At 39.1% G+C, this 22,639-nt stretch carries 22 protein-coding genes; 14 read left to right on the top strand and 8 right to left on the bottom strand.

Translation table 11 applies throughout. The features are described 5' to 3' along the window. Nucleotides 1–13: 13 nt before the first annotated feature. From SK608_RS08615 to SK608_RS08570, 9 genes are all read left to right on the top strand, one after another. Nucleotides 14–910, top strand: coding sequence for a carbohydrate ABC transporter permease (locus tag SK608_RS08615; RefSeq protein WP_033678253.1), 897 nt, complete (start codon nt 14–16; stop codon nt 908–910). 9 nt (nt 911–919) lie between these two features. Then, entirely contained in the window at nt 920–2,485 is a 1,566-nt protein-coding gene (locus SK608_RS08610; protein WP_004256278.1) for a type 2 periplasmic-binding domain-containing protein, read from the top strand. Between the two features lie 203 nt (nt 2,486–2,688). Further along, on the top strand, nt 2,689–3,333 hold the full coding sequence (locus SK608_RS08605; protein ID WP_001170588.1) for a DUF624 domain-containing protein: 645 nt from the start codon (nt 2,689–2,691) through the stop codon (nt 3,331–3,333). After that, nucleotides 3,330–5,543 carry a glycoside hydrolase family 31 protein gene (locus tag SK608_RS08600; protein WP_033678247.1) on the top strand — a complete coding sequence of 738 codons (2,214 nt, stop codon included), beginning with the start codon at nt 3,330–3,332 and terminating at the stop codon, nt 5,541–5,543. Before SK608_RS08605 ends, SK608_RS08600 begins: the two co-directional genes overlap by 4 nt. A gap of 397 nt (nt 5,544–5,940) precedes the next feature. Beyond that, nucleotides 5,941–7,413, top strand: coding sequence for a peptide MFS transporter (locus tag SK608_RS08595; RefSeq protein ID WP_033678244.1), 1,473 nt, complete (start codon nt 5,941–5,943; stop codon nt 7,411–7,413). A gap of 417 nt (nt 7,414–7,830) precedes the next feature. Further along, entirely contained in the window at nt 7,831–8,517 is a 687-nt protein-coding gene (locus SK608_RS08585) for an XRE family transcriptional regulator (protein WP_033678242.1), read from the top strand. A gap of 3 nt (nt 8,518–8,520) precedes the next feature. Further along, complete coding sequence (locus SK608_RS08580) at nt 8,521–9,936, top strand: Y-family DNA polymerase (protein WP_033678240.1); 1,416 nt, start codon at nt 8,521–8,523, stop codon at nt 9,934–9,936. After that, a complete protein-coding gene (locus SK608_RS08575) occupies nt 9,933–10,295 on the top strand; it encodes a hypothetical protein (RefSeq protein ID WP_033678237.1) in 363 nt (120 codons plus the stop codon). The genes SK608_RS08580 and SK608_RS08575 overlap by 4 nt, the downstream gene beginning before the upstream one ends. Beyond that, on the top strand, nt 10,288–10,581 hold the full coding sequence (locus SK608_RS08570) for a DUF5960 family protein (protein WP_033678235.1): 294 nt from the start codon (nt 10,288–10,290) through the stop codon (nt 10,579–10,581). The genes SK608_RS08575 and SK608_RS08570 overlap by 8 nt, the downstream gene beginning before the upstream one ends. A 142-nt stretch (nt 10,582–10,723) precedes the next feature. Here SK608_RS08570 and SK608_RS08565 read toward each other — a convergent pair whose 3' ends face one another. From SK608_RS08565 to SK608_RS08540, 6 genes are read right to left on the bottom strand one after another with little or no spacing between them, the layout of a single operon-like run. After that, complete coding sequence (locus SK608_RS08565; RefSeq protein ID WP_033678233.1) at nt 10,724–11,200, bottom strand: glutathione peroxidase; 477 nt, start codon at nt 11,198–11,200, stop codon at nt 10,724–10,726. Continuing rightward, nucleotides 11,197–11,775: a DUF3278 domain-containing protein gene (locus tag SK608_RS08560; RefSeq protein ID WP_033678231.1), complete on the bottom strand. Its 579-nt coding sequence runs from the start codon at nt 11,773–11,775 to the stop codon at nt 11,197–11,199. Before SK608_RS08560 ends, SK608_RS08565 begins: the two co-directional genes overlap by 4 nt. A 26-nt stretch (nt 11,776–11,801) precedes the next feature. Then, a complete protein-coding gene (locus SK608_RS08555) occupies nt 11,802–12,125 on the bottom strand; it encodes a hypothetical protein (protein WP_033678229.1) in 324 nt (107 codons plus the stop codon). A gap of 10 nt (nt 12,126–12,135) precedes the next feature. Further along, nucleotides 12,136–12,378: a hypothetical protein gene (locus SK608_RS08550; protein WP_033678226.1), complete on the bottom strand. Its 243-nt coding sequence runs from the start codon at nt 12,376–12,378 to the stop codon at nt 12,136–12,138. A gap of 10 nt (nt 12,379–12,388) precedes the next feature. Beyond that, entirely contained in the window at nt 12,389–12,931 is a 543-nt protein-coding gene (locus tag SK608_RS08545; RefSeq protein ID WP_033678224.1) for a DUF3278 domain-containing protein, read from the bottom strand. 15 nt (nt 12,932–12,946) lie between these two features. After that, on the bottom strand, nt 12,947–13,141 hold the full coding sequence (locus SK608_RS08540) for a helix-turn-helix transcriptional regulator (protein ID WP_001082471.1): 195 nt from the start codon (nt 13,139–13,141) through the stop codon (nt 12,947–12,949). Nucleotides 13,142–13,307: 166 nt separating this feature from the next. On the opposite strand from SK608_RS08540, the gene rsmH reads away from it, so the two are divergent. The 5 genes from rsmH to SK608_RS08515 all read left to right on the top strand — a co-directional run bounded on the left by rsmH (nt 13,308) and on the right by SK608_RS08515 (nt 20,267). After that, on the top strand, nt 13,308–14,258 hold the full coding sequence (rsmH, locus tag SK608_RS08535) for a 16S rRNA (cytosine(1402)-N(4))-methyltransferase RsmH (RefSeq protein WP_033678222.1): 951 nt from the start codon (nt 13,308–13,310) through the stop codon (nt 14,256–14,258). A gap of 9 nt (nt 14,259–14,267) precedes the next feature. Continuing rightward, the gene (gene ftsL, locus SK608_RS08530) at nt 14,268–14,585 is read left to right on the top strand and encodes a cell division protein FtsL (protein WP_033678219.1); all 318 of its coding nucleotides are present in this window, start codon (nt 14,268–14,270) and stop codon (nt 14,583–14,585) included. A 3-nt stretch (nt 14,586–14,588) separates the two neighbouring features. Then, nucleotides 14,589–16,841, top strand: coding sequence for a penicillin-binding protein PBP2X (pbp2x, locus tag SK608_RS08525; RefSeq protein ID WP_033678218.1), 2,253 nt, complete (start codon nt 14,589–14,591; stop codon nt 16,839–16,841). Nucleotide 16,842: 1 nt separating this feature from the next. Beyond that, complete coding sequence (gene mraY, locus SK608_RS08520; protein ID WP_033678216.1) at nt 16,843–17,823, top strand: phospho-N-acetylmuramoyl-pentapeptide-transferase; 981 nt, start codon at nt 16,843–16,845, stop codon at nt 17,821–17,823. A gap of 338 nt (nt 17,824–18,161) precedes the next feature. Then, nucleotides 18,162–20,267, top strand: a complete 2,106-nt coding sequence (locus SK608_RS08515; protein ID WP_033678214.1) for an ATP-dependent Clp protease ATP-binding subunit — start codon at nt 18,162–18,164, stop codon at nt 20,265–20,267. Between the two features lie 167 nt (nt 20,268–20,434). On the opposite strand, the gene SK608_RS08510 is transcribed toward SK608_RS08515, so the two are convergent. Then, the gene (locus SK608_RS08510) at nt 20,435–20,917 is read right to left on the bottom strand and encodes an S-ribosylhomocysteine lyase (protein ID WP_000032547.1); all 483 of its coding nucleotides are present in this window, start codon (nt 20,915–20,917) and stop codon (nt 20,435–20,437) included. 94 nt (nt 20,918–21,011) lie between these two features. Then, a complete protein-coding gene (locus tag SK608_RS08505) occupies nt 21,012–22,496 on the bottom strand; it encodes a DUF1846 domain-containing protein (protein ID WP_033678212.1) in 1,485 nt (494 codons plus the stop codon). Nucleotides 22,497–22,639: the final 143 nt, after the last annotated feature.

The raw sequence follows: 22,639 nt of genomic DNA, 5'->3' as shown, positions 1-22,639 counted from the left end.
AGGAGTGCTCAAGGTGAAATGGTTTCATAAATCAAGAAAAACAAACTCTGAATTATTATTTGATATAGTTACCTATGGTTTAGCAATTTTCCTTATCCTGTTAATTGTTTATCCGTTATGGTTTGTAGTGATTGCATCTTTTAGTAATCCTTCAGATGTTGCAAATGGGAAGGTATGGTTTATTCCAAGAGAATGGAAATTAGATGGATATTTACGTCTTATTCAGCAACCTTTATTTTTACGTAGCTATTTAAATACAATTTTATATACTGTTTTTGGTACCTTAGTTGCTTTAGTAGTCAATATTCCAGCTGGTTATGCTTTATCTAGAAAAGAATTAGTTGGTAGAAGGTGGATGAGTATTCTATACATAATCCCTATGTTTGTATCAGGTGGCTTGATTCCTACCTACTTAACAGTAAAGAATGTAGGCTTGATTGATACATTTTGGGTAATGGTAATACCTTTTGCAGTTTCATCTTACAATATTATTGTTGCTAGAACTTTCTTTAATAATAGTATTCCAGACGGGATGTGGGAGGCTGCGCAAATTGATGGCTGTGGTACAATTCGTTATTTTATTAAGATAGTTGTTCCGTTATCAAAAGCTATTATAGCAGTTATTGGACTTTGGACTGCAGTTGGTATTTGGAATTCGTGGTTTAATGCTTTAATTTATTTAACGAATGAAAATTTACAGCCATTGCAATTAATTTTACGACGTTTACTAATTAGTAATCAAATGTTACAATCGCAAGCAACAGGAGAAGTTGCATCAGATCTTCGTATCAAAGCCGATATGATGAAATATGCAGCAATTGTTATTTCAACCGCTCCGATAATGTTGCTCTATCCCTTTGTTCAAAAATATTTTAATCAAGGCGTAATGATTGGCGCGTTGAAAGAATAGGAGAAAGACATGAAAAATAAATCATTTACATATTTGTTCTTAGGAACAGTTACACTTGCTGGCTTAACAGCCTGTGCAAATTCTAATAATGCGAATAAGGACGATAAGTCTGGAGAAGATTCTTATAAAATCACAACTGTTCGTTGGTCTGACTGGGGGGAAGATTATCATAAAGGTTTTCTAACTGATTCTGCCAAAGAATCAGGCATCGATGTTAAATGGGATACACTTGTAGCTGCAGATTGGGCAGATAAGAAATCTGTGTTGGTTGCTAGCGGAGATTTACCAGATGCATTTTTAGGTTCAAATGCTTTTACAGATTCAGAAATTGCTCAGAACCAATCTTTATTTATTCCATTGGAAGATTTAATCAAAGAAAACATGCCAAATTTAACTAAGGCTATGGAGAAAGAACCTAAGATTAAAGCTATGATTACTTCACCAGATGGTCATATCTACAGTCTACCTAAAAAATTACCGATGCGTCCTACTGTAGCTAATCAGCTATTTATTAATAAAAAGTGGCTGGATAATTTAGGATTAAAGGTCCCAGAAACTTATGATGATTTAGTAAAAGTACTACAAGAATTTAAGGATAAAGATGCGAACGGAAATGGAGACGCTTCTGATGAAATTCCATTCGGAGCAGGAAACTTTGATCCAACATTCTCATATATTCTTCCGTTCAATAATCGTTTAGGGGCAGATAATACATATGAAATGTCTGTAAAAGATGGAAAACCAGTCTACCTTCGTACAGAAGAAAGTTATAAACAAGGGATTGCAGCAATGCACGAATCTTATAAAAAAGGTTTGATTGATCCGGAAATCTTTACAGAAGATACCTCTATGAGTGTAGCAAAACGTATGGATAAGGGAGTATCTAGAGTAGGTGTTTCTAGTGGTTGGACAGCAGATGCAACGTTTGGCTTACATTCAAGTGAGTATATTGCTCTACCTGCTTTAAAAGGTATGGATGGAAAACAATATGTCTTTTCTGATCCAGATCATTACAACTATGGTCGAAATGAAATTTTGATTACAAATAAGAGCAAAAATCCTGCTAAATTATTGAAATGGTTGGATAAATTATATACAGATGAAGCAAGTATTCAGAATTTCTATGGATCATTTGGAATAGCTACTGAAAAGAATGGTGATAAGTTTAAAGTGTTGCCTCCTAAAGATGGTAAATCAGCTGATGAATGGGCATGGATTAATTCACTTCGAGATTTTGGTCCTAAATACGTAAGCGATGATATCAATAGTCGCGTAGAAATCGATCAAACACAAGGTGATGGATTGAAATTGAAGATGGACCAAGATTTGAAACAATTTGCGTTGCCAGCTTACCCTAATGTGATTTATTCACAAGAAGAACTTAACAAATTATCATCAATCTATGTTAGTATTGAATCCTATGTCAAACAACAAGCATCTAAATGGGTAGTTGAAGGTGGCATAGAAAAAGAATGGGACTCATACAAAGAAACTCTTAAGAATATGGGCTTGGACGAATTTATGAAGATTCAACAGGAAGCATATAATCGTTACCAAAAAGAAGTAAAAGAGTAATACTTTATATGAACTCTTGGTTGTATGAACAAGGGACTAGCTAATTACAGGAAGCGAGACTGATAACATCAGATTATCTCGCTTCCTTTATTCTAATTTTTAAAGAAATTTGGAAATGTTTTTAAATAATTTAGGTAATATTTTTGTGCAACTGACATTCTAAAATATAGAGTTAAGACGATTGATTTTATGGAGAATATATTATGCAAAAATTATTTTCATTAGATGGAAAAGTGGTTAGAATTTTAACTTTTTTGACAGATTTAATTATTTTAAATACTCTATTTATTGTTAGTTGTATTCCAATAGTTACAATTGGGGCATCATTAACTTCTCTTACGACAATGTGGTATCGTATTTTAAAAGGTAAAGATACCGATATTGCTTATCATTATTTTCGGATCTTTAGACGAAATTTTAAACAGTCAACTTTTATTTGGTTGTTTATCCTCCTAATAGAATTACTTTTATATGTGAACTATTGTCTTTGGGGCTATTCAAGTTTATTTTCAGAGTATAGTTTATTGTTAGTGTTGCCCTTTTTATTTGTTATAATACTTTTGATGAGTGTTATTTTTCCCTATATTGGTCTATTTAAAGATAATCTAAAAAATAGTATTGTAAATAGCGTATTAATTTGTATTTTAAATCCAATACAAGCGATCATGTTGGTTTTATTTAATATTTCTGTACTGTATATGAGTTTTAGTAGTCCAGAACGAGTTTTAACCGCTATTTACGTATTTACATTTGGGGGATTTGCTTTTTGCGGATTGATGAATGTAACGATAACAAATAAAATGTTTGATAAGGTAAAGAAATTTACTAAAAGGAGGACAACAAATTGAAAATTTTTAAGGGAGAGTTTTATCGAATCTCTGCATTAACAGACAAGCTAGTAAGGTTAGAGTACTCTCAAACTGGAAGTTTTGAGGATAGAACGACACAACTTATCTATAATAGAGATTTTGGCCAAGTTTCGTTAAATTATATAGAGACACCAAATGTACTAGATATTATGACGGACTATTTTCATCTGCACTTTAATAAAGGAGAATTTAACGCCGAAAATTTATTTATAGAATTAAAAGGAAATTTTGCCGTATATGGTAGTCGCTGGTATTTTGGTGAATCTATTGAAACGTTAAAAGGAACAGCTCGGACTCTTGATGAGGCAGATGGAGCAATCCCATTAGAAGATGGAATTATTAGTCGAAGTGGTATTGCCTTATTGGATGATTCTCAAGGATTTATTTGGGATGAACAGTCTGGTTATATTGAGAGAGAAAATCAAATTGACCTGTATTTCTTTGCCTATGGGCATGATTATAGAGGAGCAATCAGAGACTTTTACCATTTGACTGGTTCAACACCCTTGTTGCCAAGATATGCTTTAGGCAATTGGTGGAGTAGATATTGGCCTTATACGTCGGATGAATACTTGGATTTAATAGACAGATTTGAAACAGAGAAAATTCCATTATCTATCGGTGTGTTAGATATGGATTGGCATATAACTGACATTCCAGCCCGTTTTGGAAGTGGCTGGACAGGATATAGTTGGAATAAAAACTTAATACCTAATCCAGAACAGTTATTGCAACAACTTCATGATAGAAAGTTAAAACTCTCTTTAAATGTCCATCCTGCTGATGGTATACGGGCTTATGAAGAAGCTTATCCTCGAGTTGCCAAACGATTGGGGTTAAATGTAGAATTAGAGGAACCTGCTATTTTTGATTTTTTTAATCCATCTTTTAGAGAAGCCTACTTTAAAGATGTTCATTATGAGCTAGAAAAGCAAGGAGTAGATTTTTGGTGGATTGACTGGCAACAGGGGACTCAAGGCATGTTGGATCCACTGTGGCTTTTAAACCATTATCACTATCAGGATAGTTGTAAAAATGCAGAAGGTGGTTTGATTTTATCAAGATATGCAGGTCCTGGTAGTCATCGCTACCCTGTTGGTTTTTCAGGGGATACTATTATTAGTTGGAATTCCTTAAGATTTCAACCTTATTTTACAGCGACAGCATCAAATATCGGTTATAGTTGGTGGAGCCATGATATCGGTGGGCACATGCTGGGGGATTATGACGAAGAGCTACAAACCAGATGGCTACAGTTTGGCGTTTTTAGTCCGATTACTCGATTACATAGTTCTAGAAGTCCCTTCAATAGTAAAGAACCTTGGTTTTTTTCAGAAACAACATCTAAGATTATGAAGAAATACCTACGTTTGAGACATCAGATGATTCCATATCTATATACCATGAATGTACAGACACATGAGGAAGGTGCCCCTTTAATCAGCCCAATGTATTATTTCTACCCAGAGAATGATGAGAGTTATAATGTTCCAAATCAATACTTTTTTGGAACAGAACTGATGGTGGCTCCCGTTGTAGAAAAGATGGATTTGGCATTCCAATCTGCAAAAGTGGATGTATGGTTCCCTGAAGGTGAATGGTATGACTTCTTTTCAGATAAAAAGTACACAGGTGGTGTGAAGTTAAGTGTTTATAGAGACATTTCGACTATACCTGTGTTTGCAAAAAGTGGTGCAATCATTCCTTTGGTTGGTTCCGAGATAGGTATGGGTGTTGAGTTACCTGAAGTTGTAGATTGGTATGTATTCCCAGGCAAACAACATTCTTTTGAAATGATTGAAGATCAAAATGGTCAAAGATATCAAACAAGATTATCAATCGATTGGGAAATGGGGATGGTAGAGTTAGCATTACAAGGAGATTCTAGTATCGTTCCAAGCAATAGAAAACATAGAATTCATTTTAAAGGAACGAATGTGTCTATAATTGAATTGCCAAATAAGAATGATACAGCTAGATTTGAATGGAAAGATCATAAAAGGACATCCCTAAATGACGAAGTTTTTAGACTACTAAAGACGGCTTCTCTTCCATATGAATTAAAAGATAGATTGTTAAATCAATTCATCAATGCCAAAAATTCTCATGACTTAATGAATATCTTGCATCATCAGGATAAGGAATTGAGAGGGCGTTTATTGGAAATGATATTTACTAGCCAAAACTAATTGAGACATTTCGTACACAATTTCTATTATTTAATTACTAATTATTTATTTTTTAATGTGTAATAGTTTTACATCTCTATGCTTATTGACTTGTATTTTAGTAATTACAAGTTTGGCATAGGGATGTTTTTTGTTTACTGAAGAGTAAAGGATAAGTATATTTCAAGGTTTGAAACATTTTTAAACTAAACAAGAGCAAATTTTTAAAGGTGATTTTTCAAAGTAACTTCCACTTGCCTGACCGAAGTGGAAGTTAGTCTGAAATGGATTTTTATGGTGGAATTAAGTATGTGACGTATGATTTTTTCAGAAAATTTTCTAAAACAAACAGGATTTGTTTGACATTTATTTGAAAATTCTGTAAAATGAATTATTATATCGTTCAAGGAGAATATATATGGAAAAACAGAAAACATTTTTTGGACATCCTATGGGCTTGTCCACCCTCTTCTTTACAGAGATGTGGGAACGCTTTTCTTACTATGGGATGCGAGCTATCCTACTTTACTATATGTACTATAGTGTGCAAGATGGTGGATTGGGAATGGATAAGACCACAGCTGCATCGGTTATGGCGATTTATGGCTCGCTGGTATTTTTGTCCTCGGTTATCGGTGGTTTTGTAAGTGACCGTATTTTAGGAAGCCGTAAGACTGTCTTTTACGGTGGGATTCTGATTATGCTAGGGCATATTGCTTTGGCAACACCTTTTGGACAAGTGGCTCTCTATCTTTCTATTGCCTTGATTATCTTTGGTACTGGATTTTTAAAACCCAATATCTCAGATATGGTTGGGGGAATTTATGAGAAAGAGGATGATAGACGGGATGCAGGTTTTAGTATCTTTGTCTTTGGTATTAACTTAGGTGCCTTCGTTGCCCCTTATTTAGTAGGTTATCTAGGTCAGGAAGTCAATTTCCATCTAGGTTTCTCATTAGCTGCCGTTGGGATGTTCTTTGGTTTGGTGAAGTATGTTTTAGATGGGAAGAAATATCTGCCTGAATCAAGTCTTTACCCCACTGATCCACTTTCACAGAAGGACCAGCAGACCTTGATTAAACGCTTGCTGATTACACTTGTCATGGTTATTCTTGTGGTTATAGGTTTAGTCTTTACTCACCAGTTTAACGTGGATATGATTGTTAATATCTTTACAGTGATTGCGGTAATCATTCCAATCTACTATTTCTTCAAAATTTTATCTAGTCAGAAAATAACTGCTACTGAGAGATCCCGAGTATTTGCCTACATTCCTCTATTTATCGCTGGAGTACTCTTCTGGTCTATTGAGGAGCAGGGGTCTGTTGTTCTCGCTCTATTTGCGGATGATCAAACTCGACTTTACTTTAATGTATTTGGGAATCAGATTCATTTCCCATCTAGCTTTTTCCAAAGTATCAATCCACTTTTCATTATGATTTATGTGCCGATTTTTGCATGGTTGTGGGGGAAAATGGGTAAAAAGCAACCGTCCTCTTCTAAGAAATTTGCTTACGGTTTATTTGCCGCAGGTTTATCCTTCTTGTGGATGATGTTACCAGGGATGCTCTTTGGGACAGATGTTAAGGTCAGTCCTTTCTGGTTGATTATGAGTTGGGCTATTGTGATTGTGGGGGAAATGTTGATTTCGCCTATTGGTCTATCAGTCACTACTAAGCTAGCACCAAAATCCTTCCAAGCACAAATGATGTCTATCTGGTTCTTGAGTAATGCAGCTGCCCAAGCTATCAATGCTCAAATTGTAAAATTTTATACAAGTGAAACTGAAGTGGCTTACTATGGAATTGTTGGAGGAATTACGATTGTATTCGGTATTATCTTACTCTTCTACGTTCCACGTATTGAAAAACTAATGTCTGGTATCAAATAGAGAAAAACTGGAATTTCTGTAGGAATTTTAAAAGTTAGATCAATTATTTATTCAAAGGATTTAGTTCTGTATTGTATAGGGCTAGATCCTTTTAGTTTGATTAATACTCTTCGAAAATCAAATTCAAACCGCGTCAACGTCGCCTTGCCGTATATATGTGACTAACTTCGTCAGTCTTATCTACAACCTCAAAACAGTGTTTTGAGCAACCTGCGGCTAGTTTCCTAGTTTGCTCTTTGATTTTCATTGAGTATAAAACTCACGATGTTTCTGCTTTTCCTAGTGGACATTTGTCTACTTTTTTTATATAATAAAACTAAACCATAATGGTTGAGTTTTGAAATTATGGATTCAAGCATCGATTAGTCTTTCTAAGGGAGATAGTGTCCATTAAAGCATCATAATAGGAGGTGAAGTATGTATCAGCCAGAAAAATTAAAGGCTCGGAGGAAAGAGTTAAAACTGACACAGAAGGAAATTGCAGAGCAACTTGGGATTAGTTTCCAAGCTTACTCAGCTTGGGAACGTGGAGTCAAGGAACCGTCCAAGGAGAAAGTTACTCAGTTAGAGAATATTTTAAAAGTGCCAAAAGGATATTTTACTCAGATCGAGATTGTCCGTCTCTACCATAGCCTCTCCAAGCAAGGGCAGGAGAAGGTTGTTCTCTATGCTCGCAACCTATCTCAAGAGGAGCAAGCCCAGAAAGTGATAGCTATGCCAGAGCGCCTCTACGAGTACCGTGTTTATGAACGCATGTCAGCAGGTATTGGGGCTTCGGTCTACGATGATCAGAATTTTGATACGGTTTACTTTAATGAGGAATTGGCTCATGATTTTGCGTCATGGGTGTCTGGGGACTCCATGGAACCTAAATACCAAAATGGTTCAGTAGCTCTGATTCGAGAGACAGGATTTGACTATGACGGGGCGGTTTATGCAGTGGTTTGCAACAACCAGACCTATATCAAACGGGTCTATCGAGAGGAGAATGGATTGCGTCTAGTCTCTATCAATCCTAAATACAAGGATATTTTCATCTCCTATGAGGAAGATCCTCGGATTGTGGGGATTATCGTTGGGAACTTTGTGCCGATGGAGGGCTAGTCAATGGGCTATTTTGATTATTCCAGAGAGCCCAAAAGTGACATTGCCTTTGTTGATATGAAATCTTTTTATGCTAGTGTTGAGTGCGTGAAAAGGGGCTTGCATCCACTGAAGACCTCGCTTTGTGTCATGAGTCGCGCGGATAATTCAACTGGCCTTATCCTAGCCTCCTCTCCCCTGTTTAAGAAGATTTTTGGCAAGTCAAATGTTGGTCGAGCCTATGATTTGCCTTTTGATATCAAAACGCGAAAATTTTCCTATTACAATGCTAGAAAGCAGGGGTTGCCTACTGATTCAGACTATGTTCGCTACATCGAAGATTGGGCTCAAGTGACCTTAATTGTGCCACCCAGGATGGATGAGTACATCGCAGTCAATATGGAAATTCAGCGAATCTTTCAAAACTATGGCAGTCCAGATGATATTTATCCCTACTCTATCGATGAGGGATTTATTGACCTGACTAGTTCACTTAATTATTTCATTTCAGACAAGAGTTTCTCTCGCAAAGACAAGCTGGATATGCTTTCTGCTCGTATTCAGAGGGATATTTGGAGGCAGACAGGGATCTACTCTACAGTGGGCATGTCAAATGCCAATCCTTTAATGGCCAAGTTGGCTCTGGATAATGAGGCCAAGCACACTCCGACCATGAGGGCCAACTGGTCTTACCAGGATGTGGAAGAGAAGGTCTGGTCCATTCCCAAGATGACGGATTTTTGGGGGATTGGCAGGCGGATGGAGAAACGCTTGCATGCTCTGGGGATTTTTTCCATCAAGGAATTGGCAACCAGCAATCCCGACCAGCTAAAGAAAGCTCTGGGTCAGGCTGGTCTGCGTTTGTGGTTTCATGCTAACGGAATTGATGAGAGCAATGTTCATAAGCCCTATAAAGTCAAATCCAAGGGCTTGGGGAATTCTCAAATTTTGCCTAGAGACTACGTGAAGCTACGGGATATTGAAATTATTCTCCGGGAAATGGCTGAGCAGGTAGCTATTAGACTGAGAAGGGCGGGTAAGAAAACAACCCTTGTCTCTATCTATGTCGGTTTCTCTAAACAGGAGGTCAGGTCGTCTATTCACACACAAATGAAGGTCGAACCTACCAATAATACAGCTGTCTTAACGGATTATGTTTTGAAGCTATTTCATAACAAATACACTTCTGGAGCGGTCAGAAGTGTCGGAGTAAACTATTCAGACTTTGTAGACGAGTCCTTTGGATTGATTTCCCTTTTTGATGATGTTGACAAGTTAGAAAAAGAAGAAAGGCTCCAGACGGCCATTGACTCCATTCGGGAACAATTTGGTTTCACTTCTCTCTTAAAGGCCAATGCACTGGAAGAAGCCTCTAGGAGTCTTGCCAGAAGCAAGCTGATTGGGGGACATTCTGCTGGAGGATTAGATGGACTAAAATGATTGATCGTTCTTATTTACCGTTTCAATCCGCGCGAGATTATCAAGATCCAGGTATGCAGAAGTGGATGGGATTTTACCTCTCAGAACACACCAGTTCGCTCAGTGAAGAAAAAAACCGTGTTGATTTTTCGATAGATTTGGACCCAGTTGAGAAACTACATTTACTTTCTCAGCTTTATATTAGCCAGCTAAAGGGATTATTTGTGGTTAAGGAAAAGAGGCAGAAGGCGACTATCATCGGTGAGGTGAGGGAGTTATCACATCAGACTCTATCTATTAGAACAAACGAGGGATATAGGTTGATAGAGGTTGCAGATATCCTAGAAATTCGGCTGTGGGAGGAGGGAGTTTATGACTAGAAAAGAGCTGTATGAAAACAAACTGCAGATGGATTATTTTTCAGATGACTATATTCGTTTTGAAGAGGATTTTCAAAAATACTCTGCCATGAACGTACCCTTGACTTTCTTGATTGATGACATCCTACGAACTATGGCGATGAATCAGAAAAACTACTTTGTCTTAAACAAGGAAAATGCCAAGGATGGGCGGGAGCATAGCTTTTATTTTAGGGTGGTAACGGAAAAAGCGTGTCCTAGAAATAGGACCTATACATACTCAGGAGTCAGGAATAGCAGTCAGTAGTGCCTTGTCTGCTATGAATGTATCATTTTTACAACACTTCATGGTTCATATCATGGAGTGTTTTTCTATTTAAGTCAAAGCAAATCAAAAAATCTCACTATTCTTAGGCTAAAGGAGAACTAATAATAGTGAGATTGTGAAATTATAGTAGGGTTCGTATGGCCTCTTCAATTTGTTTTGGGTCCGTTTTTGAAGAGAAGCGTTCAAAGACTTGCCCATCACGACCGATGAGAAACTTAGCGAAATTCCATTCGATTCGTTTTCCTAGTGGGCCAGATTTTTGTTCTTTCAACCAAACATAGAGAGGATCTGCTTCCTTACCGTTAACCTTGATCTTGGCAAAACGTGGGAAGCTGGTCTGATAATGTAGGCTACAGAAGGCGTTGATTTCCTCTGCGCTGCCTGGTGCTTGTCCCATAAACTGATTGCAAGGGAAGTCTAAAATCTCAAAACCTTGATCTTGATAGCGGTCATAGAGTTCTTGGAGAGCTTGATACTGGGGTGTTAAACCACATCCAGTAGCAGTGTTGACAACCAAGAGAATCTTACCACGATAGGCATTTAGTGAGTTTTCTTGATTGTCTTGGTTCAAGACTGAAAAATCGTATAGTGAAGTCATTGCTTACTTTTCTCCTTCTGTTTGGTATTTTTAGGAGTTTTCTCCTCCTGTAGTGATAGAAATCCGTAGGTCAGGGTTCCGAAAATACTACCGATAATCAGGCCATACATCAGGAAAGGAACACTTTTATCGAATTGCATGAGCAACTTCCCAAAATCTGAAAAGGACATCTGCTGAACGAAGACTTTATGAAAGATGAGTAGGGTAAAGAGGCCAATCTGAAGACCGATAAACACAATCCAGCTTCGGAATTTGATTTGGGCTTTGCTGTAGGTTTTGAGGATGATTTCTGACTTGTCATCTTTTTCCAAGTGGAGTTCTTTGACGGCTCTTTGAGTTTTTAAGGTAATGAAAAAAATGAGTCCAGAGTAAACATAGGGCATGGCATAGCGAACGACCTCTATGAAGCGTCCAAATAATAGATAAAACAAGAAGAGAAAGAAGGAAGAATAAACGATTTGGACCATGGAACGGGCACAAGCCTTGTAGATAATTTCTTGTCTGCATTCATCAAAAGGGCCCTGAATGTGAAAGAGATTTCGAAGTAGGCGAGTGGTTAAGTCTTCTTTTTTCATGCTAGTAACCTCCTAAATGAGTGGTTTTACTGACTTTCTTTTACGAATTGATAGAGATAATAAAGATAAGTGATAGAAGAAAGGATAGCGATAGTGAACAGTAAATAATATTTCCAATTGCTTGAGATGACCATCAGTTGTGGTAAAGATAGAATCATAAAGCACAGTGCTAAGTTGAGTATGCGTGTTTTTTGGGAGTCAATTTTTAGATAAGTCAATCCTTTGTTAAGGGCTGGAACAAAGACTAGCACGAGGAATATCTCTCTGATTAAGTTCCCTGAAACGATGATGAAGATGAGCAGGGAACTGAACAAAAGATGATAGGTAAGTAAAGTTAGTAGTGATTTCATAGGGGACCTCCTAATTCTGGTCTTTTTTAGCTCTTGCAATACGAAGTGAGTCGACAATATGTATCATCACTCCGAAAAAGAAAGCTCCCAGTATAGTTTTAAAAATATGTTTTGTATTTAGAAGAGAAGTGATAAAATTTGGATTTTCACTTGTTAGGGTATCAATGGGTGGAATTATAAAAAATATTATTGTTCCATAAATCGAACCTGCTTTCAGACCAGGATAACGTAACTGTTTCTGTTCTTTTTTCATAAGGCACCTCCTAATCCTCATCTTGATCTTTCTTAGCTTTTTCAATGCGACGGGAGATGAGGAACTGTATGCTCGCTCCGAAGAAAATAGAACCTAGAATGCTTGATACACCATTTCTTATAGTGAGAAGAGAATGAAAATAGTCCTGACCTTCACCTATGAGTATACCGAGAAGAGGAGTTATAAAAAACATCCATAGACCAAAGAACAAACCTGCTTTCAGACCTGGGTAGTGTAGTTGCTTACTTTCTTTCTCACTCAGAATATCTGGATCAATAGCTGTAATCCCTGTTTTTTTCATTTGGTAGGTGACATAACCAGCAGCGATGAGGGCAATCACTAAAATCAGAGGAGGATAGATTAGAGCCACTTCTTGAGGGTATTTATAGGCCAGAAGGAGTGGAATAAGATTTCCGAAAATCATCAGATAAAAGAGGACGATAAAGACTTGGTTACCGATACGATCGGCCTCACGCCGTTTGTATTCGTCAAGGGGACCAGAAATACCGTATGTGCGTTTGATCAGTTTTTCAGTGAAGGTTTCTTTTTTCATAAGTTGGCTCCTTTTTTAAAAATTATCCTCCCAAAAGAGACTGTTGAGGTCAGTTTGGAGGCTGCGGGCGAGATTGAGACAGAGTTCCAGAGTTGGGTTGTACTTGTCGTTCTCAATCATATTGATGGTTTGTCTCGAGACACCGATATCCTTGGCGAGTTCGAGCTGGGAAATGCCCAGTTCCTTGCGAAATTCTTTCACACGATTCATCTGGACTCCTTTCTGATTTGTGTCGCATATATTTGACTACATTATATTCTTCTATGGAGTGAATGTCAAGCATATTTGACATATTTCTTAAAGAATTCTTACTTGTTTGTGGCCTATTTGTCTGACTAGTGCAAGCTAGTCAGATTTGTGGTAAAATAGATAAGATATGACAAAAGAATTTCATCATGTAACGGTCTTACTCCATGAGACGATTGATATGCTCGACGTAAAGCCTGACGGTATCTACGTTGATGCGACTTTGGGTGGAGCAGGCCATAGCGAATATTTATTAAGTAAATTAAGTGAAAAAGGCCATCTCTATGCCTTTGACCAGGACCAGAATGCCATTGACAATGCACAACAACGCTTGGCACCCTACATTGAGAAGGGAATGGTGACCTTTATCAAGGATAACTTCCGTCATTTACAGGCACGTTTGCGCGAAGCTGGTGTTCAGGAAATTGATGGAATTTGTTATGACTTGGGAGTGTCTAGTCCTCAATTGGACCAGCGTGAGCGTGGTTTTTCTTATAAAAAGGATGCGCCACTGGACATGCGGATGAATCAGGAAGCTAGTCTGACAGCCTATGAAGTGGTGAACCACTATGACTATCATGACTTGGTCCGAATTTTCTTTAAGTATGGTGAGGACAAATTCTCTAAACAGATTGCCCGTAAGATTGAACAAGCGCGTGAAGTCAAGCCAATCGAGACAACGACGGAGTTGACAGAAATTATCAAGTCGGCCAAACCTGCCAAGGAGCTCAAGAAGAAGGGCCATCCTGCCAAGCAGATTTTCCAGGCTATTCGAATTGAAGTTAACGATGAGCTGGGGGCGGCAGATGAATCCATCCAGCAGGCTATGGATATGTTGGCTCTAGATGGTAGAATTTCAGTGATTACCTTTCATTCACTAGAAGACCGCTTGACTAAGCAATTGTTCAAGGAAGCGTCAACAGTGGAAGTTCCAAAAGGTTTGCCCTTCATCCCAGATGACCTCAAGCCCAAGATGGAATTGGTATCCCGTAAGCCAATCTTGCCAAGTGTAGAAGAATTAGAAGCCAATAACCGCTCGCACTCAGCCAAGTTGCGCGTGGCCAGAAAAATTCACAAGTAAGAGGAAAAAATGGTAGATAAAAAAGAAACAACCAGTCAATTCTTGCAGAATCGTATAAAAAAATTCTCCCGTGTGGAGAAGGCTTTTTATCTTTCCATTGCGTTTACGGCTCTCGTCTTAGCAGTGAGTATTATCTTTATGCAGACACGCCTCTTGCAAGTGCAAAGTGATTTGACAAAAATCAATGCACAAATAGAAGAGAAGAAGACAGAGTTGGATGATGCCAAACAAGAGGTAAATGAATTGTTGAGGGCAGAACGCTTGAAAGAAATCGCAAATTCTAAGGACTTAAAATTGAATAACGAGAATATTCGATCAGCGGAGTAAGATATGAAGTGGACAAAAAGAATAACCCGATTTGCGATTAGAAACCGTAAATCTCCAGCAGAAAACCGTAAAATAGTGGGGAAGTACATCAGCTTGTTAGCTGTCGTACTTTTCGCTGTCTTTTTGGTCAATTTTGCTGTTATTATCGGGAGTGGTAGTAAATTTGGAACGGATCTAGTAAAAGAGGCTAAGAAAGTTCACCAAATAACCCGTACAGTCCCTGCCAAACGTGGGACTATTTATGACCGAAATGGAGTCCCGATTGCTGAGGATGCAACCTCCTATAATGTCTATGCTGTTATTGATAAAAAATACAAATCAGCAACTGGTAAAATTCTTTATGTAGAAGATGCCCAGTTTAATAAGGTAGCAGAGGTTTTCCATAAGTATCTGGATATGGACGAGGCTTATGTTAAAGAACAATTGTCTCAACCGAATCTGACTCAAGTTTCTTTTGGTGCCAAAGGAAATGGGATTACCTATGCCAATATGATGGCTATTAAAAAGGATTTGAAAGACGCTAGTGTTGAAGGAATTGACTTTACAACTAGCCCTAACAGAAGCTATCCAAATGGACAATTCGCTTCTAGTTTTATTGGTTTAGCTCAACTCCATGAAAATGAAGATGGGAGCAAGAGTTTGCTGGGAACTTCTGGGATGGAGAGTTCCTTGAACAGTATTCTTGCAGGGAAAGACGGTATTATTACCTATGAAAAAGATCGTCTGGGTAATGTTGTACCCGGAACGGAACAAGTTTCCCAACAAACGGTAGATGGTAAGGATGTTTATACAACGATTTCCAGCACCCTTCAGTCTTTCATGGAGACACAGATGAATGCCTTTCAAGAAAAAGTAAAAGGCAAGTATATGACAGCAACCTTGGTTAGTGCTAAAACGGGAGAAATTCTTGCAACAACGCAGAGACCAACCTTCGATGCCGATACTAAGGAAGGGTTGACCAAGGACTTTGTTTGGCGTGATATCCTTTATCAAAGTAACTATGAGCCAGGGTCAACCATGAAGGTCATGACACTCGCAGCTGCTATTGACAATAACACTTTCTCAGGAGGAGAAGTCTTCAATAGTAGTGAGTTAAAAGTGGCAGATGCTACTATCCGAGATTGGGACGTCAATGAAGGATTAACTGGCGGAGGAATGATGACCTTTTCTCAAGGGTTTGCGCACTCAAGTAACGTTGGGATGACGCTTCTGGAGCAAAAGATGGGAGATGCTACCTGGCTGGATTATCTAAGTCGCTTTAAATTTGGTGTTCCGACTCGTTTTGGTTTGACGGATGAATATGCAGGCCAACTTCCTGCTGACAATATTGTCAATATTGCCCAGAGTTCATTTGGACAAGGGATTTCAGTAACCCAGACGCAAATGATTCGTGCCTTCACGGCTATTGCCAACGATGGAGTCATGTTAGAACCTAAATTTATCAGTGCCTTATATGATCCAAATGACCAATCTGTTCGAAAATCTCAAAAAGAGATTGTAGGAAATCCTGTTTCTAAAGATGCAGCCAGTCTAACTCGAACCAACATGGTTTTGGTAGGAACAGATCCAGTTTATGGAACCATGCATAACCACAGCACAGGCAAGCCAACTGTAACTGTTCCTGGTCAAAATGTAGCCCTCAAGTCCGGTACGGCTCAGATTGCCGATGAGAAAAATGGAGGTTACTTAGTTGGTACGACCAATTACATTTTTTCAGCTGTATCGATGAACCCTGCTGAAAATCCTGATTTTATCCTTTATGTGACGGTTCAACAGCCTGAGCATTATTCAGGTATCCAGTTGGGAGAATTTGCCAATCCTATCTTGGAAAGAGCAGTGGCTATGAAAGATTCCCTTAACCTGCAATCTACCGCTAAAACGTTAGATCAGGTAACCAATCAAAGCGCTTATGCCATGCCTAGTATCAAGGATATTTCACCCGGTGATTTGGCGGAAGCCTTACGTCGCAATATTGTGCAACCAATCGTTGTGGGAACAGGAACAAAGATTAAAGAATCATCTGTAGAAGAAGGGACCAATCTTGCACCAAACCAACAAGTTCTTCTTTTATCGGATAAGGTAGAAGAAATTCCAGATATGTATGGTTGGACAAAAGCAACCGCAGAAGCTTTTTCTAAGTGGTTAAATATAGAACTTGAATTTGAAGGTTCAGGCTCTACTGTGCAGAAGCAGGATGTTCGTGCTAACACAGCTATCAAGGACATTAAAAAAATTACATTAACTTTAGGAGACTAATATGTTTATTTCCATCAGTGCTGGAATTGTGACATTTTTACTAACTTTGGTAGGAATTCCGGCCTTTATCCAATTTTATAGAAAGGCGCAAATTACAGGCCAGCAGATGCACGAGGATGTCAAACAGCATCAGGCAAAAGCTGGCACGCCAACTATGGGGGGACTTGTTTTCCTCATTGCTGCAGTTGTGGTGAGTTTCCTTGTTGCTCTTTTTGCAAAACAATTGACCAATAATGTGGGAATGATTTTGTTCATCTTGGTCCTTTATGGACTTGTCGGATTTTTAGATGACTTTCTCAAGGTCTTTCGTAAAATCAATGAGGGGCTGAATCCTAAGCAAAAATTGGCACTTCAACTTCTAGGTGGCGTCATTTTCTACCTTTTCTATGAGCGCGGTGGCGATATGCTTTCAGTTTTTGGTTACCAAGTGTATCTAGGGATTTTCTATATTGTTTTTGCTCTTTTCTGGCTAGTTGGTTTTTCAAACGCAGTCAACTTGACAGACGGCATTGACGGTTTAGCTAGTATTTCCGTTGTGATTAGTTTGTCTGCCTATGGAGTTATTGCCTATGTGCAAGGTCAGATGGATATCCTTCTAGTGATTCTTGCCATGATTGGTGGTTTACTCGGTTTCTTCGTCTTTAACCATAAGCCTGCTAAAGTCTTTATGGGAGATGTGGGAAGTTTGGCTCTCGGTGGAATGCTGGCAGCTATTTCAATGGCTCTCCACCAAGAATGGACTCTCTTGATTATCGGAATTGTTTATGTCTTTGAAACAACTTCGGTTATGATGCAAGTCAGCTATTTCAAAATGACTGGTGGTAAACGTATTTTTCGTATGACGCCTGTGCATCACCATTTTGAACTTGGAGGATTTTCTGGTAAAGGAAATCCTTGGAGCGAGTGGAAGGTTGACTTCTTCTTTTGGGGAGTTGGGCTTCTAGCAAGTCTACTGACCCTAGCAATTTTGTATTTGAGATAAGAATGGCACCCTGATGTTTCAGGGTGTTTTTGCTGTTTAAAAAATATTGGTCAATTAAAGTCAAATCTCTTGACCTTTTCTGACTAATGTAGTATATTATGAACGTAAGGTAAATGAAAGCCTTGCTAGAACACTTATTTAAAGTGAAATAGAAAGAGGTGGGTCTATGTTTAATCTAGAAATCTTCAGAAGTAAAGATAGTCTACTCCTGTTTGAAAAAGAAAAACCAGAAATAGTACGTAGAGTAGCGAGTTAGCTAGTCTAAATTTTTTAAAACAAAGGTCAAAGATAGTCAATATCAATAATAATAACAAAGTAAACAAAAAGAGGTAAAGAATATGAATAACAACTTTAATAACTTTAACAACATGGATGATTTATTTAACCAATTGATGGGTGGTATGCGAGGATATAGTTCTGAAAACCGTCGCTATTTGATTAATGGACGTGAAGTGACACCTGAGGAATTTGCTCGCTATCGTGCAACTGGCCAATTGCCAGGAAGTGCAGAAGTTGATGGACAAATGCCACAACATACGTCAGGTATGAAGCAAGATGGTGTCCTTGCAAAACTTGGACGTAACTTAACAGCAGAAGCTCGTGAGGGCAAGCTGGATCCTGTTATCGGACGAAACAAGGAAATTCAAGAAGCATCTGAAATCCTCTCACGCCGTACCAAGAACAATCCTGTTTTGGTCGGAGATGCAGGCGTTGGTAAGACAGCCGTTGTCGAAGGTTTGGCACAAGCTATTGTGAATGGTGATGTTCCAGCTGCTATTAAGAATAAGGAAATTATTTCCATTGATATCTCAGGCCTTGAGGCTGGGACCCAATACCGTGGTAGCTTTGAAGAAAACGTTCAAAATCTAGTAAATGAAGTGAAAGAAGCAGGGAATATTATCCTCTTCTTTGATGAAATTCACCAAATTCTTGGTGCTGGTAGCACAGGTGATGGTCAAGGGTCTAAAGGTCTTGCTGATATCTTGAAACCAGCTCTTTCACGTGGAGAATTGACAGTGATTGGCGCAACTACTCAAGACGAATACCGTAACACCATCTTGAAGAATGCTGCTCTTGCTCGTCGTTTCAACGAAGTGAAGGTCAATGCTCCTTCAGCAGAGGATACTTTTAAAATTCTTCAAGGAATTCGTGACCTCTATCAACAACACCACAATGTCATCTTGCCAGACGAGGTCTTGAAAGCAGCGGTGGATTATTCTGTTCAGTATATTCCTCAACGTAGCTTGCCAGATAAGGCTATCGACCTTGTCGATGTAACGGCAGCTCACTTAGCAGCTCAGCATCCAGTAACAGATGTTCATGCTGTTGAACGTGAAATTGAGGTAGAAAAAGACAAGCAAGAAAAAGCAGTTGAGGCAGAAGATTTTGAAGCAGCTCTAAACTATAAAACACGCATCGCAGAATTGGAAAAGAAAATCGAAAACCATACAGAAGATATGAAAGTGACTGCAAGTGTCAACGATGTGGCTGAATCTGTAGAACGTATGACGGGTATTCCAGTATCTCAAATGGGGGCTACGGACATCGAACGTTTGAAAGATATGGGTCATCGTTTGCAGACGAAAGTTATTGGTCAAGATAAGGCCGTTGAAGCAGTAGCAAAAGCTATCCGTCGTAACCGTGCTGGTTTTGATGAAGGTAACCGTCCAATCGGTAGCTTCCTCTTTGTAGGTCCTACTGGTGTTGGTAAGACAGAACTTGCTAAACAATTGGCGCTAGATATGTTTGGAACCAAGGATGCGATCATCCGTTTGGATATGTCTGAATACAGTGACCGCACAGCCGTTTCTAAGCTAATTGGTACAACAGCAGGCTATGTGGGCTATGATGACAATAGCAATACCTTAACAGAACGTGTTCGTCGCAATCCATACTCTATCATTCTCTTGGATGAGATTGAAAAGGCTGATCCTCAAGTCATTACTCTTCTCCTCCAAGTTCTAGATGATGGTCGTTTGACAGATGGTCAAGGAAATACAGTAAACTTCAAGAACACTGTCATTATTGCGACCTCAAATGCTGGATTTGGCTATGAAGCCAACTTGACAGAAGATGCTGATAAACCAGAATTGATGGATCGTTTGAAACCTTACTTCCGTCCAGAATTCCTTAACCGTTTCAATGCTGTCATCGAATTCTCACACTTGAGCAAAGAAGATCTTTCTAAGATTGTAGACCTTATGTTGGTTGAAGTTAACAAGACGCTTTCTAAGAAAGACATTGACTTGGCAGTGAGCGAAGCTGCTAAAGAATACATGACTGAGGAAGGCTACGATGAAGTCATGGGTGTTCGTCCACTCCGTCGTGTGGTTGAACAACAAATCCGTGACAAAGTCACAGACTTCCACTTGGATAACCTTGATGCTAAACACCTAGAAGCTGACATGGAAGATGGTGGTTTGGTTATTCGTGAAAAAGCCTAATACTCTTCGAAAATCAAATTCAAACCACGTCAACGTCGCCTTGCCGTACTCAAGTACAGCCTGCGGCTAGTTTCCTAGTTTGCTCTTTGATTTTCATTGAGTATAAGACAAAATTTTGAGAATAAAAAAAGAAGGAGCCAGCTGAAAAAAACTGGTTCCTTTTATGTTTAAATCACATGACGCTCAAAGGCATCATCTGAAATCCCTTGTTCTAGGATGAGTTTTGCCCATTCTTTAGCAGAGAAGAGGCTGTGATCCTTGTAGTTTCCGCAAGATTCGATGGTTGTTCCAGGGACGTCTTCCCAAGTAGTAGTTTCAGCGATTTCCTTGAGCGAATCCTTGATAACAGCTGCAATCTCAGCGCTAGTATGGCGTCCCCACATAATCATGTGGAAGCCTGTGCGGCAACCAAATGGTGAACAGTCAATCATACCGTCAATGCGGGTACGGATGAGTTTAGCCAAGAGGTGCTCGATAGTGTGAAGGCCAGCGGTAGGGATAGAGTCTTCGTTTGGTTGCACTAAGCGAATGTCATAATTGGAGATGATGTCTCCTTTGGGTCCTGTTTCTTCCCCGATCAAGCGAACATAGGGTGCTTTAACAATAGTGTGGTCAAGTTCAAAACTTTCAACAATAACTTCTTTTGACATGGTCAATCCTTTCAGTTTTATTCTTTCATTATAACATAAAGCTGGCTCCTTAGACAGAGAGAAAACCTCTCCGAGGGTGGAGAGGTTGAAATCTTTACTTGCGATACAAACGGTCGTATTGGTAGTATGGGTCAAAGGTTACATTGATACCTAGTTTGCGAAGGACATTCTTGTCTTCATCTGTCAAGATGATGGTTGAGTGGGCCTCGCTTCCTTTGAGGTTGCCAAGCTCTTCCATAGCACGAGCAGCATCAGGATTTTCTGTAGCTGTGATGGCAAGAGCAATCAGGATTTCATTAGAATGAAGGCGTGGATTGCGACTACCGAGATGATCGATTTTAAGACCTTGGATTGGCTTAACAACTTCAGGTTCGATTAGTTTTACTTCTTTAGCAATGTCAGCTGATTTTTTGATGGCGTTGATAAGAGCAGCTGCTGTAGGGCCAAAGAGTTCTGAGTTCTTACCTGTGACGATTTCCCCATTTGGCAATTCAAGGGCTAGGGCTGGTCCGCCAGTTTCTTCTGCTTTTTGACGGGCAACGACAGCAACCTTACGGTCTGCAGGTGTGATGCCAAGATCGTTCATAAGCAATTCTATTTTCTTGACAGCAGCTTCGCCAACTTTTTCGGCTTTAAAATCAAGAACAGTTTGATAGTAACGGCGGATGATTTCTTGTTTAGAAGCTTCGACAGCAGCCTCGTCATCAGTAATAGCAAAACCAACCATGTTGACTCCCATATCTGTTGGAGAAGCGTATGGAGACTCTCCTAGGATACGTTCCAACATGCGTTTCAGAACTGGGAAAATTTCAATATCACGGTTGTAGTTGACAGTGGTCTCTCCGTAGGTTTGGAGATGGAAGGGGTCGATCATGTTGACATCATCAAGGTCAGCTGTGGCAGCCTCGTAGGCCAAATTGACTGGGTGATGAAGGGGAAGATTCCAAACTGGGAAGGTTTCAAATTTAGCGTAGCCAGACTTGATGCCATTGATTTGGTCGTGGTACATATTGGACATACAAGTTGCTAATTTTCCAGAACCAGGTCCAGGAGCGGTTACGACGATCAAGTTGCGACTAGTTTTGATGTAGTCATTTTTTCCCATGCCTTCTGGAGAAATGATGTGATCCATATCCGTCGGATATCCTTTGATTGGATAATGAAGATAAGAATCAATTCCGTTTTTCTCAAGTTGATTGCGGAAGGTATCTGCAGCTGGTTGGCCAGCGTACTGTGTGATGACCACTGAGCCAACAAAAATTCCCAGTTCATTGAATTTGTCAATCAAACGAAGAACTTCTTGGTCATAAGAAATGCCCAAGTCACCACGTGCTTTGGAATGCTCGATATTACTTGCATTAATAGCAATCACGACCTCAACCTGCTCTTTCAACTCCTGCAAGAGCTTGATTTTGTTGTCAGGCTCATAACCAGGAAGGACACGAGCAGCGTGGAAATCTTCTAACATTTTGCCACCAAACTCCAAGTAGAGCTTGCCGTCAAATTGATTAATGCGCTCCAAAATGTGGTCGCGCTGTAGATTCAAATATTGTTCAGAACTAAAAGCTTGTTTTTTCATTTTTTTACCTCTGAGCTCTATTATAATAAAAAATTGGCAGTTAGGAAACTATGGAGTTAAAAAAGGAATCAAAAAGATTAGGCAAACGCTTGCATAAAATTTTAAAAAGCGCTATCATAGACTACAGATTATTAAAATAATGA

The organism is Streptococcus mitis subsp. hohhotensis (assembly GCF_000722775.1).
Classification (GTDB): Bacteria; Bacillota; Bacilli; order Lactobacillales; family Streptococcaceae; genus Streptococcus; species Streptococcus carlssonii.
Note: the sequence above shows the minus strand (reverse complement) of the source record. Positions and strands in the feature narration are given on the sequence as shown.

Coding starts and splice junctions, on each gene's coding strand:
- SK608_RS08610 (WP_004256278.1), top strand. CDS start 920: ATGAAAAATAAATCATTTACATATTTGTTCTTAGGAACAGTTACACTT.
- SK608_RS08605 (WP_001170588.1), top strand. CDS start 2,689: ATGCAAAAATTATTTTCATTAGATGGAAAAGTGGTTAGAATTTTAACT.
- SK608_RS08595 (WP_033678244.1), top strand. CDS start 5,941: ATGGAAAAACAGAAAACATTTTTTGGACATCCTATGGGCTTGTCCACC.
- SK608_RS08585 (WP_033678242.1), top strand. CDS start 7,831: ATGTATCAGCCAGAAAAATTAAAGGCTCGGAGGAAAGAGTTAAAACTG.
- SK608_RS08580 (WP_033678240.1), top strand. CDS start 8,521: ATGGGCTATTTTGATTATTCCAGAGAGCCCAAAAGTGACATTGCCTTT.
- SK608_RS08575 (WP_033678237.1), top strand. CDS start 9,933: ATGATTGATCGTTCTTATTTACCGTTTCAATCCGCGCGAGATTATCAA.
- SK608_RS08570 (WP_033678235.1), top strand. CDS start 10,288: ATGACTAGAAAAGAGCTGTATGAAAACAAACTGCAGATGGATTATTTT.
- SK608_RS08565 (WP_033678233.1), bottom strand. CDS start 11,200: ATGACTTCACTATACGATTTTTCAGTCTTGAACCAAGACAATCAAGAA.
- SK608_RS08560 (WP_033678231.1), bottom strand. CDS start 11,775: ATGAAAAAAGAAGACTTAACCACTCGCCTACTTCGAAATCTCTTTCAC.
- SK608_RS08555 (WP_033678229.1), bottom strand. CDS start 12,125: ATGAAATCACTACTAACTTTACTTACCTATCATCTTTTGTTCAGTTCC.
- SK608_RS08550 (WP_033678226.1), bottom strand. CDS start 12,378: ATGAAAAAAGAACAGAAACAGTTACGTTATCCTGGTCTGAAAGCAGGT.
- SK608_RS08545 (WP_033678224.1), bottom strand. CDS start 12,931: ATGAAAAAAGAAACCTTCACTGAAAAACTGATCAAACGCACATACGGT.
- SK608_RS08540 (WP_001082471.1), bottom strand. CDS start 13,141: ATGAATCGTGTGAAAGAATTTCGCAAGGAACTGGGCATTTCCCAGCTC.
- rsmH (WP_033678222.1), top strand. CDS start 13,308: ATGACAAAAGAATTTCATCATGTAACGGTCTTACTCCATGAGACGATT.
- ftsL (WP_033678219.1), top strand. CDS start 14,268: ATGGTAGATAAAAAAGAAACAACCAGTCAATTCTTGCAGAATCGTATA.
- pbp2x (WP_033678218.1), top strand. CDS start 14,589: ATGAAGTGGACAAAAAGAATAACCCGATTTGCGATTAGAAACCGTAAA.
- mraY (WP_033678216.1), top strand. CDS start 16,843: ATGTTTATTTCCATCAGTGCTGGAATTGTGACATTTTTACTAACTTTG.
- SK608_RS08515 (WP_033678214.1), top strand. CDS start 18,162: ATGAATAACAACTTTAATAACTTTAACAACATGGATGATTTATTTAAC.
- SK608_RS08510 (WP_000032547.1), bottom strand. CDS start 20,917: ATGTCAAAAGAAGTTATTGTTGAAAGTTTTGAACTTGACCACACTATT.
- SK608_RS08505 (WP_033678212.1), bottom strand. CDS start 22,496: ATGAAAAAACAAGCTTTTAGTTCTGAACAATATTTGAATCTACAGCGC.